At 58.8% G+C, this 15,179-nt stretch carries 13 protein-coding genes and 1 pseudogene; 11 read left to right on the plus strand and 3 right to left on the minus strand.

Going from position 1 to position 15,179, the window contains the following annotated elements; all coding sequences use genetic code 11:
* Positions 1-104: 104 nt before the first annotated feature.
* The 8 genes and pseudogenes from C4J89_RS24120 (at position 105) to C4J89_RS24155 (ending at position 9,671) form a co-directional block, all read left to right on the plus strand.
* Positions 105-1,436 (plus strand): IS110 family transposase, encoded by a 1,332-nt coding sequence (locus C4J89_RS24120; protein WP_124414627.1) that lies wholly within the window; start codon positions 105-107, stop codon positions 1,434-1,436.
* A gap of 228 nt (positions 1,437-1,664) precedes the next feature.
* Entirely contained in the window at positions 1,665-2,045 is a 381-nt protein-coding gene (apaG, locus tag C4J89_RS24125) for a Co2+/Mg2+ efflux protein ApaG (RefSeq protein ID WP_124364650.1), read from the plus strand.
* On the plus strand, positions 2,045-2,896 hold the full coding sequence (locus tag C4J89_RS24130; protein ID WP_124415730.1) for a symmetrical bis(5'-nucleosyl)-tetraphosphatase: 852 nt from the start codon (positions 2,045-2,047) through the stop codon (positions 2,894-2,896). The genes apaG and C4J89_RS24130 overlap by 1 nt, the downstream gene beginning before the upstream one ends.
* A 9-nt stretch (positions 2,897-2,905) precedes the next feature.
* Positions 2,906-3,234, plus strand: a pseudogene (glpE, locus tag C4J89_RS24135) (thiosulfate sulfurtransferase GlpE).
* A gap of 285 nt (positions 3,235-3,519) precedes the next feature.
* The gene (locus C4J89_RS24140) at positions 3,520-5,442 is read left to right on the plus strand and encodes a PrkA family serine protein kinase (RefSeq protein WP_124364653.1); all 1,923 of its coding nucleotides are present in this window, start codon (positions 3,520-3,522) and stop codon (positions 5,440-5,442) included.
* A gap of 99 nt (positions 5,443-5,541) precedes the next feature.
* Positions 5,542-6,813: a YeaH/YhbH family protein gene (locus C4J89_RS24145; RefSeq protein WP_124364654.1), complete on the plus strand. Its 1,272-nt coding sequence runs from the start codon at positions 5,542-5,544 to the stop codon at positions 6,811-6,813.
* Positions 6,810-8,375 carry a SpoVR family protein gene (locus tag C4J89_RS24150; RefSeq protein WP_124364655.1) on the plus strand — a complete coding sequence of 522 codons (1,566 nt, stop codon included), beginning with the start codon at positions 6,810-6,812 and terminating at the stop codon, positions 8,373-8,375. The genes C4J89_RS24145 and C4J89_RS24150 overlap by 4 nt, the downstream gene beginning before the upstream one ends.
* A 63-nt stretch (positions 8,376-8,438) precedes the next feature.
* Positions 8,439-9,671, plus strand: coding sequence for a multifunctional CCA addition/repair protein (locus C4J89_RS24155; RefSeq protein ID WP_124415731.1), 1,233 nt, complete (start codon positions 8,439-8,441; stop codon positions 9,669-9,671).
* Positions 9,672-9,743: 72 nt separating this feature from the next.
* Here C4J89_RS24155 and folK read toward each other — a convergent pair whose 3' ends face one another.
* Positions 9,744-10,262: a 2-amino-4-hydroxy-6-hydroxymethyldihydropteridine diphosphokinase gene (folK, locus tag C4J89_RS24160; protein WP_124364657.1), complete on the minus strand. Its 519-nt coding sequence runs from the start codon at positions 10,260-10,262 to the stop codon at positions 9,744-9,746.
* Positions 10,253-10,606 carry a dihydroneopterin aldolase gene (gene folB / locus C4J89_RS24165; protein WP_015886183.1) on the minus strand — a complete coding sequence of 118 codons (354 nt, stop codon included), beginning with the start codon at positions 10,604-10,606 and terminating at the stop codon, positions 10,253-10,255. Before folB ends, folK begins: the two co-directional genes overlap by 10 nt.
* Before the next feature lie 74 nt (positions 10,607-10,680).
* Between folB and plsY the strand changes: the two genes are divergently transcribed.
* Positions 10,681-11,250: a glycerol-3-phosphate 1-O-acyltransferase PlsY gene (gene plsY, locus C4J89_RS24170; protein ID WP_124364658.1), complete on the plus strand. Its 570-nt coding sequence runs from the start codon at positions 10,681-10,683 to the stop codon at positions 11,248-11,250.
* A gap of 19 nt (positions 11,251-11,269) precedes the next feature.
* Here the strand turns inward: plsY and tsaD are convergent, their stop codons facing one another.
* Positions 11,270-12,295 (minus strand): tRNA (adenosine(37)-N6)-threonylcarbamoyltransferase complex transferase subunit TsaD, encoded by a 1,026-nt coding sequence (gene tsaD / locus C4J89_RS24175; RefSeq protein ID WP_124364659.1) that lies wholly within the window; start codon positions 12,293-12,295, stop codon positions 11,270-11,272.
* A gap of 202 nt (positions 12,296-12,497) precedes the next feature.
* Between tsaD and rpsU the strand changes: the two genes are divergently transcribed.
* Both rpsU and dnaG read left to right on the plus strand, forming a co-directional pair.
* Positions 12,498-12,713 carry a 30S ribosomal protein S21 gene (rpsU, locus tag C4J89_RS24180; protein ID WP_002551877.1) on the plus strand — a complete coding sequence of 72 codons (216 nt, stop codon included), beginning with the start codon at positions 12,498-12,500 and terminating at the stop codon, positions 12,711-12,713.
* 440 nt (positions 12,714-13,153) lie between these two features.
* The gene (dnaG, locus tag C4J89_RS24185) at positions 13,154-15,124 is read left to right on the plus strand and encodes a DNA primase (RefSeq protein ID WP_124415732.1); all 1,971 of its coding nucleotides are present in this window, start codon (positions 13,154-13,156) and stop codon (positions 15,122-15,124) included.
* The last annotated feature ends 55 nt before the right edge of the window (positions 15,125-15,179 follow it).

The raw sequence follows: 15,179 nt of genomic DNA on the forward strand, positions 1-15,179 counted from the left end.
TGGAGTCATTGTCGGCACAGCAAAGCTGTGACCACGTATAAGAGAGTGAATCCGCTCGCCACCGTGTACCCCGCCCGCGTCGTTCAATCCTGCGAGGAATTGTCATGACGCGCAAGAACCAAAAGCGTTTTGAGGTTATCCATCCGGACTGCGCTGCGGTTGATGTGGGCGGCAGTGAGCATTTAGCCGCTGTTGATCCGACCAAATGCGATGATCCGGTTAAGCGGTTTTCAACCTTCACCGATGATTTGCATGCCATGGCCGATTGGTTTGAATCCATGGGCGTCAAGGTGGTGGCGATGGAGGCGACCGGAGTTTATTGGATCCCGCTCTTTGAAATACTCGATAGACGGGGGTTTGAAGTCTATCTCGTGAATTCCCGTGCGACTCGGCAAATAACCGGCCGCAAGTCCGACGTACTGGATTGTCAGTGGATCCTTCAGCTCATGACGCACGGTCTGCTGCGAGGCGCTTTTCGGCCCTCGGACGATGTGTGTTCACTGCGCTCACTGGTCCGTCAGCGTGGCAATAAGGTCCGCGACCAAGCCAAGGCCCTCAACCGGATGCAAAAGGCTTTGGTCCAGATGAACATCCAACTGGCTCAAGTCATCAGCAACATTGCCGGGGTGACAGGCATGAGTATTTTGCGGGCAATCGTTGATGGAGAACGTGACCCCGAAGTACTTGCCATGCTCAGAGACAAGCGCGTCAAAGCCGACCAGGCCACTGTCGCCCGAAGTTTGCGGGGTAACTGGCGAGCTGAGCATTTGCATGCACTGAGTCAGGAACTGGCGGCTTACGACTTCCTTGAAAAACAGATTGGTGAATGCGACCAAGCCATCGCCTTTGCACTTGAACGGTTGCCTGTTCTTCAAGACGAGGTCGTGCTCCCAGCTAAAACGCTGCGCAACCCACACCGCTCCACTGAGCAGCAATTGACCCTGCATCGAGCGCTGAATAAGGTGATGGGGGTAGATTTAACCGCAATTCCTACTATCGGCATCGATACGGCGTTGGTTTTGGCTAGCGAATTGGGATCGGACTTGTCACGGTTTCCGACCTCACAGCACTTCTGTTCCTGGCTGGGCCTCGCGCCGCCAACGCGAATTTCGGGAGGAAAACCCTTGCCCGGGAAATCTCTAAAAGTGATTAACCGAGCTGCACAGGCTTTAAAGCAAGCCGCTTCTATCGCACGCAATGATAAAAGCTTTATCGGAGCAAGCCATCGGGCGCGCCTAACCCGAATGGATACTTGCTGCGCAATCAAGGCGACAGCGCATCAACTGGCCCGGCTGATTTACGCGATGCTGACTAAAGGTCAACCGTACGTTGAAAAAGGAATCGAGGAGTTTGAAGAAAAAAGCCGCGACCGGCAGATGCGCGCCTTGGAGCGCAAGGCGCGTAAGTTAGGAATGCAGCTGGTTAAAGCGGCTTGAAATTAAGAGCAAAAACAATGAGTTATTTTTTGTTTGATAAGAGGGGGCTTGCCCCCGATGGCGGCGCGTCAGTCAATGACTGTTTAACTGACCCACCGCTATCGGGGGCAAGCCCCCTCCCACCTTTGAACTGCGCGCCCCCGACACCATCTCTGGCCTAGTGCCCACCTATTGGCCTAGACTGGCCCGCATCTGCTGTCCTGCGCATCTGCTTTTAAGGCCTCTTGCATGTCCGATCCTCGCTACCAGATCGACGTCAGCGTCGTTACCCGCTTCCTGGCGGACCAATCGCAACCTGAACACAACCGCTTTGCCTTTGCCTACACCATCACGGTGAAAAACAACGGGCTGGTGCCGGCCAAGCTGCTGTCGCGCCATTGGGTGATCACCGACGGTGATGGTCAGGTCGAAGAAGTACGCGGCGCGGGTGTTGTCGGCCAGCAACCGTTGATCGACATCGGCGCCAGCCATACCTATAGCAGCGGCACGGTGATGACCTCCAAAGTCGGCACCATGCAAGGCACCTATCAAATGAAAGCGACCGACGGCAAGCTGTTCGACGCGATCATCAAGCCGTTCCGCCTCGCCGTACCCGGAGCCCTGCACTGATGGCAACGTATGCGGTCGGTGACCTGCAAGGCTGCCTGGAGCCCCTCAAGTGCCTGCTCGAACGCGTCACGTTCGACCCGGCAACCGATCGCCTGTGGCTGGTCGGCGATCTGGTCAACCGTGGTCCGCAGTCCCTGGAAACCTTGCGCTACCTCTATAACCTGCGTGATTCGCTAGTCTGCGTGCTGGGCAACCATGACCTGCACCTGCTCGCGGCCGGCCACAACATCGAGCGCCTGAAAAAAGGCGACACGCTGCGGGAAATCCTCGAAGCGCCGGACCGGGCCGAGTTGCTGGAATGGGTGCGCCGACAAAAGCTCATGCATTACGACGAGGCCCGCAACATCGCCATGGTCCATGCTGGCATCCCACCGCAATGGACGTTGAAAAAAGCCCTCAAGTGCGCAGCCGAAGTCGAAAGCGCCCTGGCCGATGACAACCTCTATACCGCCTACCTCGACGGCATGTATGGCAACGAGCCGATGAAGTGGGACAGCGACCTCAGCGGCGTTGCGCGCCTGAGGGTGATCACCAACTACTTCACGCGCATGCGCTTCTGCACGGCCGAGGGCCGACTGGACCTCAAGAGCAAGGAAGGCGCCGATACCGCGCTGCCTGGCTATAAACCCTGGTTTGCGCACAAGGAACGCAAAACCCGTGACACGAAAATCATCTTCGGTCACTGGGCCGCCCTTGAAGGCAAATGCGAAGAACCCGGCGTATTCGCCCTCGACACCGGCTGCGTGTGGGGTGGTGCCATGACCTTGATGAACATCGACACCGGCGAGCGCATCAGTTGCCAGTGTGAATCCCCCGTATCCAATACACAGACGGCCGCCGCCAAGCCCTAGGAGCCCGCCATGACAGAATTCAAACGTATTCCCCCGAACAAGCCCAAGCCCTGCGCGAACAAGGCGCTGTGGTCGTCGATATCCGTGACCAGCCTACGTATGCCGCTGCGCACATTGCCGGCGCCCAGCATCTGGACAACGTCAACATCGCCGACTTCATCCGCGCCGCCGACCTCGACGCGCCGCTGATCGTTGCGTGCTACCACGGCAACTCCAGCCAGAGCGCAGCGGCCTATCTGGTCAGCCAGGGTTTCTCCGACGTCTACAGCCTGGACGGCGGCTTTGAGCTGTGGCGTGCGACCTATCCTGCGGAAATATCTTCAGGCGATTCGCAATAATTTTTTTCACACCCCGCTACCCCGCGTGACGCTTGGGCTTGCGCCGTTTCTGACGAACGGCGCGGCCAAACTAATTACGCATCGCGCCTTGACCTCCCCGATTCCGAACTATCCTTAGGCACAGGCCATCCAAATCAGGGGAGAGCCGGTACACCGGCGTGCGGGTCATCGGTAGCGTTTCAGGGTGTTCTGGGGGGAAAACAGCTATTGGCGAACGTCAATGACTGCCAGCATCGACTGATTGATCCGGCGTCGGCTCCACGTATCGAGCGAGGTGACGACGTCATGAGTATCTTTAGCCACTTCCAACAACGTTTCGCGTCCACACAGGAGGAGGAACTCACGCTTCAAGAGTACCTCGAACTGTGCAAACAGGACCGCAGTACCTATGCGTCTGCCGCCGAACGCCTGCTGCTGGCAATCGGCGAGCCGCAGCTGGTGGAAACCGCCAACAACTCGCGGCTGTCGCGAATATTCTCCAACAAGGTGATCCGCCGCTATCCGGCCTTTGAAGACTTCCACGGCATGGAAGAATGCATCGACCAGATCGTCTCCTACTTCCGGCATGCTGCTCAGGGCCTGGAGGAGAAGAAACAGATCCTCTACCTGCTCGGCCCCGTCGGCGGTGGCAAGTCGTCCCTTGCCGAAAAACTCAAGCAACTGATCGAAAAGGTGCCCTTCTACGCGATCAAGGGCTCGCCGGTGTTCGAGTCGCCCCTGGGCCTGTTCAACGCCACCGAAGATGGCGCGATCCTCGAAGAAGACTTCGGCATCCCTCGGCGCTACCTCAATACCATCATGTCGCCCTGGGCCACCAAGCGCCTGTCCGAGTTCGGCGGCGATATCAGCCAGTTCCGCGTGGTCAAGCTCTACCCGTCGATCCTCAACCAGATCGGCGTCGCCAAGACTGAACCGGGCGACGAGAACAACCAGGACATCTCCGCACTGGTGGGTAAGGTCGATATCCGCAAACTGGAAGAATACCCACAGAACGATGCCGACGCCTACAGCTACTCGGGCGCGCTGTGCCGGGCCAACCAGGGCCTGATGGAATTCGTGGAGATGTTCAAGGCGCCGATCAAGGTGCTGCACCCACTGCTCACGGCCACCCAGGAAGGTAACTACAACAGTACCGAGGGCCTGGGCGCGATTCCGTTTACCGGGATCCTGCTGGCTCACTCCAACGAATCGGAGTGGCACACCTTCCGCAACAACAAGAACAACGAAGCCTTCATCGACCGTATCTACATCGTCAAGGTGCCTTACTGCCTGCGGGTCAGCGATGAAATCAAGATCTACGACAAACTGCTGTTCAACAGCTCCCTGGCCAAGGCGCATTGCGCACCCGACACCCTGAAGATGCTCGCCCAGTTCACCGTGCTGTCGCGCCTCAAGGAGCCGGAGAACTCGAATATCTACTCGAAAATGCGCGTGTACGATGGGGAAAACCTCAAGGACACCGATCCCAAGGCCAAATCGATCCAGGAATACCGCGACACGGCGGGCGTCGATGAAGGCATGAACGGCCTGTCGACGCGCTTCGCGTTCAAGATCCTCTCCAAGGTCTTCAACTTCGACCCTCACGAGATCGCCGCCAACCCGGTGCATTTGTTGTATGTGCTGGAGCAGCAGATCGAACAGGAACAATTCCAGGCCGAAACCCGCGAGCGCTATCTGCGCTTCCTCAAGGAATACCTGGCGCCGCGCTACATCGAATTCATCGGCAAGGAAATCCAGACCGCCTACCTGGAGTCCTACAGCGAGTACGGCCAGAACATTTTCGACCGCTACGTGCTGTACGCCGACTTCTGGATTCAGGACCAGGAATACCGCGACCCGGAAACTGGCGAAATCCTCAACCGCGTGGCACTCAACGAGGAGCTGGAGAAAATCGAGAAACCCGCCGGCATCAGCAATCCGAAGGATTTCCGCAACGAAATCGTCAACTTCGTGCTGCGCGCCCGCGCCAACAACAACGGCAAGAACCCAACCTGGCTCAGCTACGAGAAGCTGCGGGTGGTGATCGAGAAGAAAATGTTCTCCAATACCGAGGACCTGCTGCCGGTTATCAGCTTCAACGCCAAGGCGAGCAAGGAGGACCAGCAGAAACACAACGACTTCGTCACACGGATGGTCGAGCGCGGCTACACCGACAAACAGGTACGGCTGCTCTCCGAGTGGTATCTGCGGGTGCGCAAATCGCAATGACGTAGCTGCAAGCTTTTAGCTACAAGCTGCAAGTAAAAGCCGATCCGCTTTTACTTGTCGCTTGCGGCTTACGACTTGAAGCTCCCCGGAGGGGCCCCCATGAGCTATGTGATCGACCGACGCCTCAATGGCAAGAACAAGAGCACGGTAAACCGCCAGCGTTTCCTGCGGCGTTACCGTGACCATATCAAAAAGGCTGTTGAAGAGGCCGTCAGCCGCCGCTCCATCACCGACATGGAACATGGCGAACAAATCAGTATTCCCGGACGGGACATCGACGAACCCGTGCTGCACCACGGCCGGGGCGGTAAGCAAACCGTGGTGCATCCGGGCAACAAGGAGTTCACCACGGGTGACCACATCCAGCGCCCGCAGGGTGGCGGTGGGGGCAAGGGCGCGGGCAAGGCCGGTAACTCCGGCGAGGGCATGGACGAATTCGTGTTCCAGATCACCCAGGAAGAATTTCTTGAATTCATGTTCGAGGACTTGGAGTTGCCCAACTTGGTCAAACGCAACCTGACCGGCACCGACACGTTCAAAACCGTGCGTGCGGGTATCAGCAACGAAGGCAACCCGTCCCGTATCAACATCATCCGCACGCTGCGCTCAGCCCACGCCCGGCGTATCGCCCTGTCGGGCAGCAGCCGTGCAAAATTGAAGCAGGCCAAGGAAGAGCTGGAGCGCCTGAGGCGCGAAGAACCGGACAACTTCGGCGATATCCAGGAAATAGAGGCAGAAATCGAGAAACTCAGCGCGCGCATTCATCGCGTGCCGTTTCTCGATACCTTTGACTTGAAATACAACCTGCTGGTCAAGCAGCCCAACCCGAGTTCCAAGGCCGTCATGTTCTGCCTGATGGACGTGTCCGGTTCCATGACCCAGGCCACCAAGGACATTGCCAAGCGCTTCTTTATCTTGCTGTACCTGTTCCTGAAGCGGAACTACGACAAGATCGAGGTGGTGTTCATTCGCCATCACACCAGCGCCCGGGAAGTGGACGAAGAAGAATTCTTCTATTCCCGCGAAACCGGCGGCACCATCGTCTCCAGCGCGCTGAAGCTGATGCAGGAAATCATGGCCGAGCGCTACCCGGTCAATGAGTGGAATATCTACGCGGCCCAGGCGTCCGACGGGGACAACTGGAACGATGACTCGCCGATCTGCCGCGACATCCTGATCAACCAGATCATGCCTTTCGTGCAGTACTACACCTACGTCGAAATTACCCCCCGTGAGCACCAGGCGCTATGGTTCGAATACGAGCGCATCGGCGAAGCCTTTGCCGATACGTTCGCCCAACAGCAACTGGTCTCGGCCGGCGATATCTATCCGGTCTTCCGTGAACTCTTCCAGCGCAGGTTAGTGACATGACCGCCAAAAAAGAGCATAAGCGCCAACCCATTTCCACAGGGTCCGAATGGACCTTTGAACTGATCCAGGCCTATGACCGGGAAATCAGCCGCATCGCGGCGGGTTATGCCCTGGACACTTACCCCAATCAGATCGAAGTGATCACCGCCGAACAGATGATGGACGCCTACGCCTCCGTCGGTATGCCGCTGGGTTATCACCATTGGTCCTACGGCAAACACTTTCTCAGCACCGAAAAGTCCTATACCCGCGGCCAGATGGGCCTGGCCTACGAGATCGTGATCAACTCCGACCCGTGCATCGCTTACCTGATGGAAGAAAACACCATCTGCATGCAGGCGTTGGTGGTGGCCCACGCATGCTACGGGCATAACAGCTTTTTCAAGGGCAACTACCTGTTCCGCACCTGGACCGATGCCAGTTCGATCATCGATTACCTGGTGTTCGCCAAGCAGTACATCATGCAATGCGAAGAGCGCCACGGCATCGACGCGGTGGAAGACCTGCTCGACTCCTGCCACGCGTTGATGAACTACGGCGTTGACCGTTACAAACGGCCCTATCCGATTTCGGCCGAAGAAGAACGCCTGCGTCAGAAGGAACGTGAGGAACACTTGCAGAAACAGATCAACGATCTGTGGCGCACCATTCCAAAGCGCGCCGGCAAGAACAGCGACAAGGACAATGCACGCTTCCCCGCCGAACCTCAGGAAAACATCCTGTATTTTCTGGAAAAACATGCGCCGCTGCTGGAGCCATGGCAACGCGAAATCGTGCGCATCGTGCGCAAGATTGCCCAGTACTTTTATCCACAGCGCCAGACCCAGGTGATGAACGAGGGCTGGGCGACGTTCTGGCACTACACGCTGATGAACGACCTGTACGACGAAGGCCTGGTCACCGACGGGTTCATGATGGAATTCCTCACCTCCCACACCAGCGTGGTGTTCCAGCCCGGCTTCGATAGCCCGTACTACAACGGCATCAATCCCTATGCGCTGGGCTTTGCGATGTATCGGGACATCCGGCGCATGTGCGAACACCCCACCGAGGAGGACCGCCGCTGGTTCCCGGAAATCGCCGGTAGCGACTGGCTCTCCACCATCAAGTTCGCCATGAGCAGTTTCAAGGACGAGAGCTTCATCCTGCAGTACCTGTCTCCCCAGGTGATTCGCGACCTCAAGCTGTTCAGCATCATGGATGACGATCTCAAGGACGACCTGGTAGTGCCCGCTATTCATGACGAACCCGGCTACCGGACTATCCGCGAGACCCTGGCGGCGCAATACAACCTGGGCAACCGCGAGCCCAACGTTCAGATCTACAGCATCGATGTGCGGGGTGACCGCTCGCTGACCTTGCGTCACCAGCAGCACGACCGCAAACCCTTGGGCGAATCCACAGAGGAGGTGCTCAAGCACTTGCACCGGCTGTGGGGCTTCGATATCCACCTGGAAACCCTGCAGGGCGACCAGGTGGTGAAAACCCACCACGTTCCCCCGCGCAGTGATCATAACGACACCGACTACGGCCGCCTGGACCTGGCCGTCGTGCATCTCTGAAACGGCAAAGCCTCCATTGGCCCGGCACAGACGGTATCCTGTGCCGCTAATGGAGGCTTTTTCATGAAAATCTACAAAGTCGGCGGTGCGGTGCGTGATCGCCTGCTGGGCATCGAGGTCACCGATATCGATCGCGTCGTCGTTGGCGCCACCATCGAAGAGATGCAGGCCAAAGGCTTCAAGCCGGTCGGCGCTGACTTCCCCGTGTTCCTGGACCCGAAAAACGGCGATGAATACGCCCTCGCCCGCACCGAGCGCAAAAGTGGCAGGGGCTACGGCGGCTTCGTGTTTCACGCCAGCCCCGACGTCACGCTGGAAGAAGACCTGGTTCGTCGCGACCTGACCATCAATGCCATGGCCGAAGATGATGAGGGCAATCTGACCGACCCCTATCACGGCCAACACGACCTGGAAGCACGTGTTTTACGTCACGTTTCGCCCGCGTTCGCCGAAGATCCCCTGCGAGTGCTGCGGGTTGCGCGGTTTGCCGCTCGCTATGCGCACCTCGGATTCAGCGTGGCTCCCGAAACCCTGGCACTGATGCGTCAGCTCAGCGAATCCGGCGAACTGGAAGCGTTGACGCCGGAGCGTAGCTGGAAGGAAATTTCCCGGGCATTGATGGAAGACCAGCCCCAGGTGTTTATTCAAGTGCTGCGCGACTGCCATGCGCTGAAAACCCTGATGCCGGAAGTGGATGCGCTGTTCGGCGTACCGCAGCCCGAAGCCCATCATCCCGAGATCGACACCGGCGTGCACACCCTGAGCGTGCTGGAACAGGCTGCAGTGCACAAACAACCGTTGACCGTACGCTGGGCCTGCCTGCTGCACGACCTGGGCAAAGGGCTGACATCTGTGGATAAGTTGCCGCAGCACATTGCCCACGAACACCGGGGCTTGAAGCTGATCAAGACGGTTAATGAACGCTTCAAAGTGCCAAAGGATTGCCAGGAACTCGCGCTGCTGGTGGGCCAATATCACACCCACGGGCATCGCGCCCTGGAGCTGAAGGCGTCGACGCTATTGGAGTTGCTGCAAAGTTTTGACGTCTACCGTCGACCGCAACGCTTCGAGGAATTCGTGGTCGCCTGCGAGATGGATGCGCGGGGCCGCAAGGGTCTTGAACAGCGCAGTTATCCACAGGCGGATTATTTGCGGGGGGCGGCAAAGGCTGCGCGCGAGGTGGCGGTGGCGCCACTGCTGGAAAAAGGCTTCAAAGGTCCGGAGCTGGGTGAGGCGCTCAAGCGTGAACGGCTCAACGCACTAAAAGCCTACAAAGAACAACATAAGCCTCTGTAGGAGCGAGCTTGCTCGCGAAGGACATCAACGATAACGCAGCGCCCTCTGGTTTTTCGCGAGCAAGCTCGGCTCCTACAGAAGCACATCTGCCGTGAGTGGCCGGCCCTGCCACTCAAACGCCACAGGCGCGAGCACCTGATCGATCTGCGCATCACGCCACAGCGCCGCCATGGTCTTGCCCGCCTCAGGATGCACACGATCCGGCGCCATCATCGAGAGCGGCCACAACACGAAAGCGTTTTTCAGGATTTCTGCCCGTGGCAGGATCAAACCGTCGAAATTACCCACCAGATCGCCATACAGCAGCACGTCGATATCCAGGGGCAACCCTTTACGATCTGGCGCATAGCGGCCGTTGTCGGCCTCGATGGATTTCAACCGACGGTCCAGCTCCATCAATGACAGGTCGGTCCAGGCCGACACCACCAGATTGAAGAACGGCCCGCTCTTGATACCCACCGGCTGGCTTTCGAACACCGCCGAACAGCGCATGTCCGTCAAAAAGCTCGCCAGCGCATCGAGTCCCGCACGTAAATTGAGCTCGCGCTCGATATTACTGCCTAGGCCAAGGTAAACCTGAGTCAGCGACATCCGCGCTCGATCTCCACGCCCACGCCTTTGGCCGCTGGGACGGCACCTGGCTTGGTCAATTTGAGGTGCAGCCAGGGAATCTGGAATTCACTCATCAACACTTCGGCCAGGCGTTCGGCGAAGGTTTCCACCAGTTGGTACTGGGACTGCTCGGCAAAGGCCTGGATACGCGCGGACACGCTGGCATAGTCCAACGCCAGGGTCAGGTCGTCACCGGCAGCGGCCGGACGGTTATCCCAGGCAAAGCTCAGATCCAGGCGCAGGCATTGACGGATTCCGCGCTCCCAGTCGTAGGCTCCGATCACGGTGTCGACTTCCAGGCCTTCGATAAACACTCTGTCCAAGCACTCTTCTCCGCAGCACGACAAGGGCGCGATGCCCCGTTAGAATCAGGGCGTCCTCGCCCGGAATAGTTAGCATGTTTTGGTCACTGGCGATTCTCGCCTACCTGCTCGGCTCGCTGTCCTTTGCCATTTTGCTCAGCCGCCTGACGGGAAATCCCGATCCGCGAATGAGTGGCTCAGGCAATGCCGGCGCCACCAATATGTTGCGCCTGGCCGGCAAGAAACTCGCCGTGCTGACGCTGCTGGGCGACATCTGCAAGGGCCTGCTGCCCGTACTGCTCGCCAGCCTCGTCGGCCTTTCCCTGCAACAGCAGGCCTGGGTGGGCGTATGCGCCGTCCTAGGCCATCTGTTCCCCCTGTACTTTCGTTTTCGCGGCGGCAAAGGCGTCGCCACGGCGGCCGGCATGCTGCTGGGGATCTACCCGCCGGCAGCCTTGCTGGCGGTGCTCGCCTGGCTGCTGACGTTCTACCTGACCCGCACCAGCTCGCTGGCTGCGCTGATCGCCACACCGCTCACCCTGCCATTACTGGCCTGGCAAGCACCGGCGGCGCTGCTGCCGATGAGCGTGCTGACACTGCTGATCGTCTGGCGCCACCGCGGCAATCTACGCGACCTGTTTGCCGGGCGCGAACGGCATTTCTAACGGGCGTCCAGGCTAACCCTTACAACGGCGACAACTGCTCCATCGGCCAACGTGCCTGCACGCTGATCGCCAGGCTCTCATGCTGCCCGGCCTGCAGGCGTTGGCAGCCGGCGTAGGCGATCATCGCGCCATTGTCGGTGCAGAACTCAGGGCGCGCATAGAACACGTCGCCGTTCATCTCACCGAGCATTTTCTCCAACGCGCTGCGCAAAGCCTTGTTGGCACTGACGCCGCCAGCAATCACCAGGCGCTTCATGCCTGCCTGCTTCAGGGCGCGCTTGCACTTGATGGTCAAAGTCTCCACCACGGCCTGCTGGAACGCCAGCGCGATGTCGCAACGGGCTTGCTCGCCGTCGTCTCCGGCGCTGACGCTCTGCTGCCAGGTATTCAACGCCGAGGTTTTCAAGCCGCTGAAGCTGAACATCAGCCCCGGGCGATCGCACATCGGCCGTGGGAACGTGTAACGACCGGCCACGCCTTTTTCGGCAAGACGGGCGATTTCCGGACCACCGGGGTAATTGAGCCCCATCATCTTCGCGGTCTTGTCGAATGCTTCGCCTGCGGCGTCGTCCAGCGACTCGCCCAACAACGTGTATTGGCCGATGCCGTCGACCTGAACCAGCTGCGTATGCCCCCCCGAAACCAACAAAGCGACGAACGGGAACGCTGGCGGTGTTTTTTCCAGCATCGGTGCCAGCAAATGCCCTTCCATGTGGTGCACACCGAGGGCCGGAATCCCCCAGGCAAACGCCAGCGCCTGGGCACAGGAAGCCCCAACCAGCAGGGCCCCGACCAATCCCGGGCCTGCGGTATAGGCAATCGCGTCGATCTCGGTCGGCACGCAGCCGGCCTCATCCAACACCTGGCGAATCAACGGCAGCATGCGTTTGACGTGATCACGGCTGGCAAGCTCCGGCACCACGCCGCCATAGGCGCGGTGCAGGTCGATCTGACTGAACAGCGCATCGGCCAAAAGCCCGCGTTCACTGTCGTAAAGTGCGACACCGGTTTCGTCGCAGGAGGTTTCAAGTCCCAGTACTAGCATGGGTTTGCGCCTTGTAGAGGCTGAATTCGAAGGCGCGCATAATAGTCGCCACTCCCCCTCCCGACTAGCGGTTTTCGATCAGAGGCTTTGCATTCCTGCCAATGAGGGGTTAACATCCGCAACCCTTAAAAACCGACGACCTCAGCCGCGAATTGTTTGCGACGAGAACGTTGATCCCGGTAATGAAAGAAGGTAGCTCTGGATGCCAGCCGTCAAAGTAAAAGAGAACGAACCCTTCGACGTAGCTCTGCGTCGTTTCAAGCGCTCCTGCGAAAAAGCCGGTGTTCTGGCTGAAGTTCGTAGCCGCGAATTTTATGAGAAGCCAACTTCTGAGCGTAAGCGTAAAGCAGCAGCCGCTGTTAAGCGTCACGCCAAGAAAGTTCAGCGCGAACAGCGCCGCGCCGTTCGTCTGTACTAATACACAGACGTTCGTAGCAAGCTTCTGCCAAGCCCGGCCCTCAGCCGGGCTGTTGGCATTTGCGGATATCGCTTGATGCTTCATCGTCGACGCCGCACACGCGACCGAGACACCGCTTCACACGTCAGGACTGGCTCTTTTGCCAGCGGTGCACGTCTCTTCTGACGAGCCTAACAAGGCTACTGACGAGCACACCTATTCTTCAAGCAGGCGATCAACTGTGTCGACTGTGCCCATTGATGAGCTTCCGAGACCGCTCACAGGTCAAGACCGGACTCACGGGCAACTTTTATTCGTCGGACACTGATAGAGACTAACGTCAGCGAATGTTCGGCAGATACACTCCCTGACACCCCATGCAGACGATAATGCTCGAGCGCCCAACGTGCGCTTGAACATTTCACGGGTCCTCATTTACACGCAGTGATGACGAGAACGCCATGGCCGGGCTGATTCCCCAGAGCTTTATTGACGACCTTCTGAACCGCACCGACATCGTCGATGTTGTCAGCTCACGCGTGCAACTGAAAAAAGCCGGCAAGAACTACACCGCCTGCTGCCCGTTCCATAAAGAAAAAACCCCGTCGTTCAGTGTCAGCCCGGACAAGCAGTTCTATTACTGCTTCGGTTGCGGCGCCGGCGGCAACGCCCTCGGCTTCCTGATGGACCACGACAACCTGGATTTCCCCCAGGCCGTCGAGGACCTGGCGAAAGCCGCCGGCATGGAAATCCCCCGCGAAGAAAGTGGCCGTGCGCACAAACCGCGACAACCCACCGACTCGCCGCTGTATCCGCTGCTGACCGCCGCCGCCGATTTCTACCGGCAAGCACTTAAAAGCCATCCGCAGCGCAAAGCCGCTGTCGATTACCTCAAGGGCCGGGGCCTCACGGGGGAAATCGCCCGGGACTTCGGGCTCGGTTTTGCCCCGCCCGGCTGGGACAACCTGTACAAGCACCTGAGCAGCGATACGCTCCAGCAAAAAGCTATGATTGACGCCGGCCTACTGATTGAAAACGCCGAGACCGGCAAACGCTATGACCGCTTCCGTGACCGCGTGATGTTTCCGATCCGCGACAGTCGCGGCCGCATCATCGCGTTCGGTGGCCGAGTGCTGGGGGACGACAAGCCCAAGTACCTGAACTCCCCGGAAACCCCGGTGTTCCATAAAGGCCAGGAACTCTACGGCCTGTTCGAAGCGCGCAAGAACAACCGCAACCTCGACGAGATCATCGTGGTTGAAGGCTATATGGACGTCATCGCCCTGGCCCAGCAGGGCCTGCGCAATGCGGTGGCGACCCTCGGCACCGCCACCAGCGAAGAACACATGAAGCGCCTGTTCCGCGTCGTGCCCAGCGTGCTGTTCTGTTTCGACGGTGACCAGGCCGGCCGCAACGCCGCCTGGCGCGCACTCGAGGCCACGCTGTCGAGCCTGCAGGACGGGCGCCGTGCACGCTTTTTGTTCCTGCCCGAAGGCGAAGACCCGGACACCCTGGTGCGCTCCGAAGGCACCGACGCGTTCCGGGCGCGTATCAATCAACATGCGCAACCGCTTGCGGATTATTTTTTCCAGCAATTGACCGAAGAAGCCGACCCGCGCTCGCTTGAAGGCAAGGCCCATATGGCTACCCTCGCAGCGCCGTTGATCGACAAGGTTCCAGGCGCCAACTTGCGCACCTTGATGCGCAAGCGCCTGCTGGAAATCACCGGATTGAGCGGCGAAGCCGTGAGCCAGCTGGTGCACAGCGCTCCTCAGCATGCGCCGCCCGCCTACGACCCAGGCATGGATTACGACGCCATGCCGGACTATGCCGACTTCCACCAACCGCAGGAGGCGTTTACGCCCCAGCAGGAGTGGACGCCGAAGAAGCCCGGGGCCGGCGGCAAGAAGTGGGACAAAAAGCCCTGGAGCAAGAATGGCAAGCGCGGCGATCGCGATGAGGCCTATGCCCCGCGCACGCCGGTTGCCGTAGAAGCGCCAACGCTGATTGCGTTGCGCACGCTTATCCACCACCCGCAATTGGCGGGCAAGGTTGAAAGCGCCGATCATTTCGCCAACGAAAGCAACACCTACGCTCAGGTGCTTATCGCCCTGATCGAGGCCGTGCAGAAAAATCCTAAGCTAAACTCAATTCAGCTGATGGCTCGCTGGCATGGCACGGAACAGGGCCGCCTATTGAAGGCACTCGCGGAAAAGGAGTGGCTAATTGACGGCGATAACCTTGAACAACAGTTTTTAGACACCATTAACAGGTTATCCGCGGGTCAACATACACAGACCCTCGATGAGCTCATCAAGAGAGCAAGACAGCCGGGATTGTCGGCTGAAGAGCAAATTCAGATAGCAAAACAGATGCGCGACCTCTTAAAACAGAACGTTTGCACATCAAACCCGACCTCAGCTGGCGTGTGAGGTCATAGCTCGGGTATAATCCTCGGCTTGTTTTTTGCCCGCCAAGACCTTCAGT

The organism is Pseudomonas sp. R4-35-07 (assembly GCF_003852235.1).
Taxonomy (GTDB): domain Bacteria; phylum Pseudomonadota; class Gammaproteobacteria; order Pseudomonadales; family Pseudomonadaceae; genus Aquipseudomonas.

Excerpts from the sequence above, each read along its gene's own strand:
- C4J89_RS24120 (WP_124414627.1), top strand. The coding sequence starts at position 105 with ATGACGCGCAAGAACCAAAAGCGTTTTGAGGTTATCCATCCGGACTGC.
- apaG (WP_124364650.1), top strand. The coding sequence starts at position 1,665 with ATGTCCGATCCTCGCTACCAGATCGACGTCAGCGTCGTTACCCGCTTC.
- C4J89_RS24130 (WP_124415730.1), top strand. The coding sequence starts at position 2,045 with ATGGCAACGTATGCGGTCGGTGACCTGCAAGGCTGCCTGGAGCCCCTC.
- C4J89_RS24140 (WP_124364653.1), top strand. The coding sequence starts at position 3,520 with ATGAGTATCTTTAGCCACTTCCAACAACGTTTCGCGTCCACACAGGAG.
- C4J89_RS24145 (WP_124364654.1), top strand. The coding sequence starts at position 5,542 with ATGAGCTATGTGATCGACCGACGCCTCAATGGCAAGAACAAGAGCACG.
- C4J89_RS24150 (WP_124364655.1), top strand. The coding sequence starts at position 6,810 with ATGACCGCCAAAAAAGAGCATAAGCGCCAACCCATTTCCACAGGGTCC.
- C4J89_RS24155 (WP_124415731.1), top strand. The coding sequence starts at position 8,439 with ATGAAAATCTACAAAGTCGGCGGTGCGGTGCGTGATCGCCTGCTGGGC.
- folK (WP_124364657.1), bottom strand. The coding sequence starts at position 10,262 with ATGTCGCTGACTCAGGTTTACCTTGGCCTAGGCAGTAATATCGAGCGC.
- plsY (WP_124364658.1), top strand. The coding sequence starts at position 10,681 with ATGTTTTGGTCACTGGCGATTCTCGCCTACCTGCTCGGCTCGCTGTCC.
- tsaD (WP_124364659.1), bottom strand. The coding sequence starts at position 12,295 with ATGCTAGTACTGGGACTTGAAACCTCCTGCGACGAAACCGGTGTCGCA.
- rpsU (WP_002551877.1), top strand. The coding sequence starts at position 12,498 with ATGCCAGCCGTCAAAGTAAAAGAGAACGAACCCTTCGACGTAGCTCTG.
- dnaG (WP_124415732.1), top strand. The coding sequence starts at position 13,154 with ATGGCCGGGCTGATTCCCCAGAGCTTTATTGACGACCTTCTGAACCGC.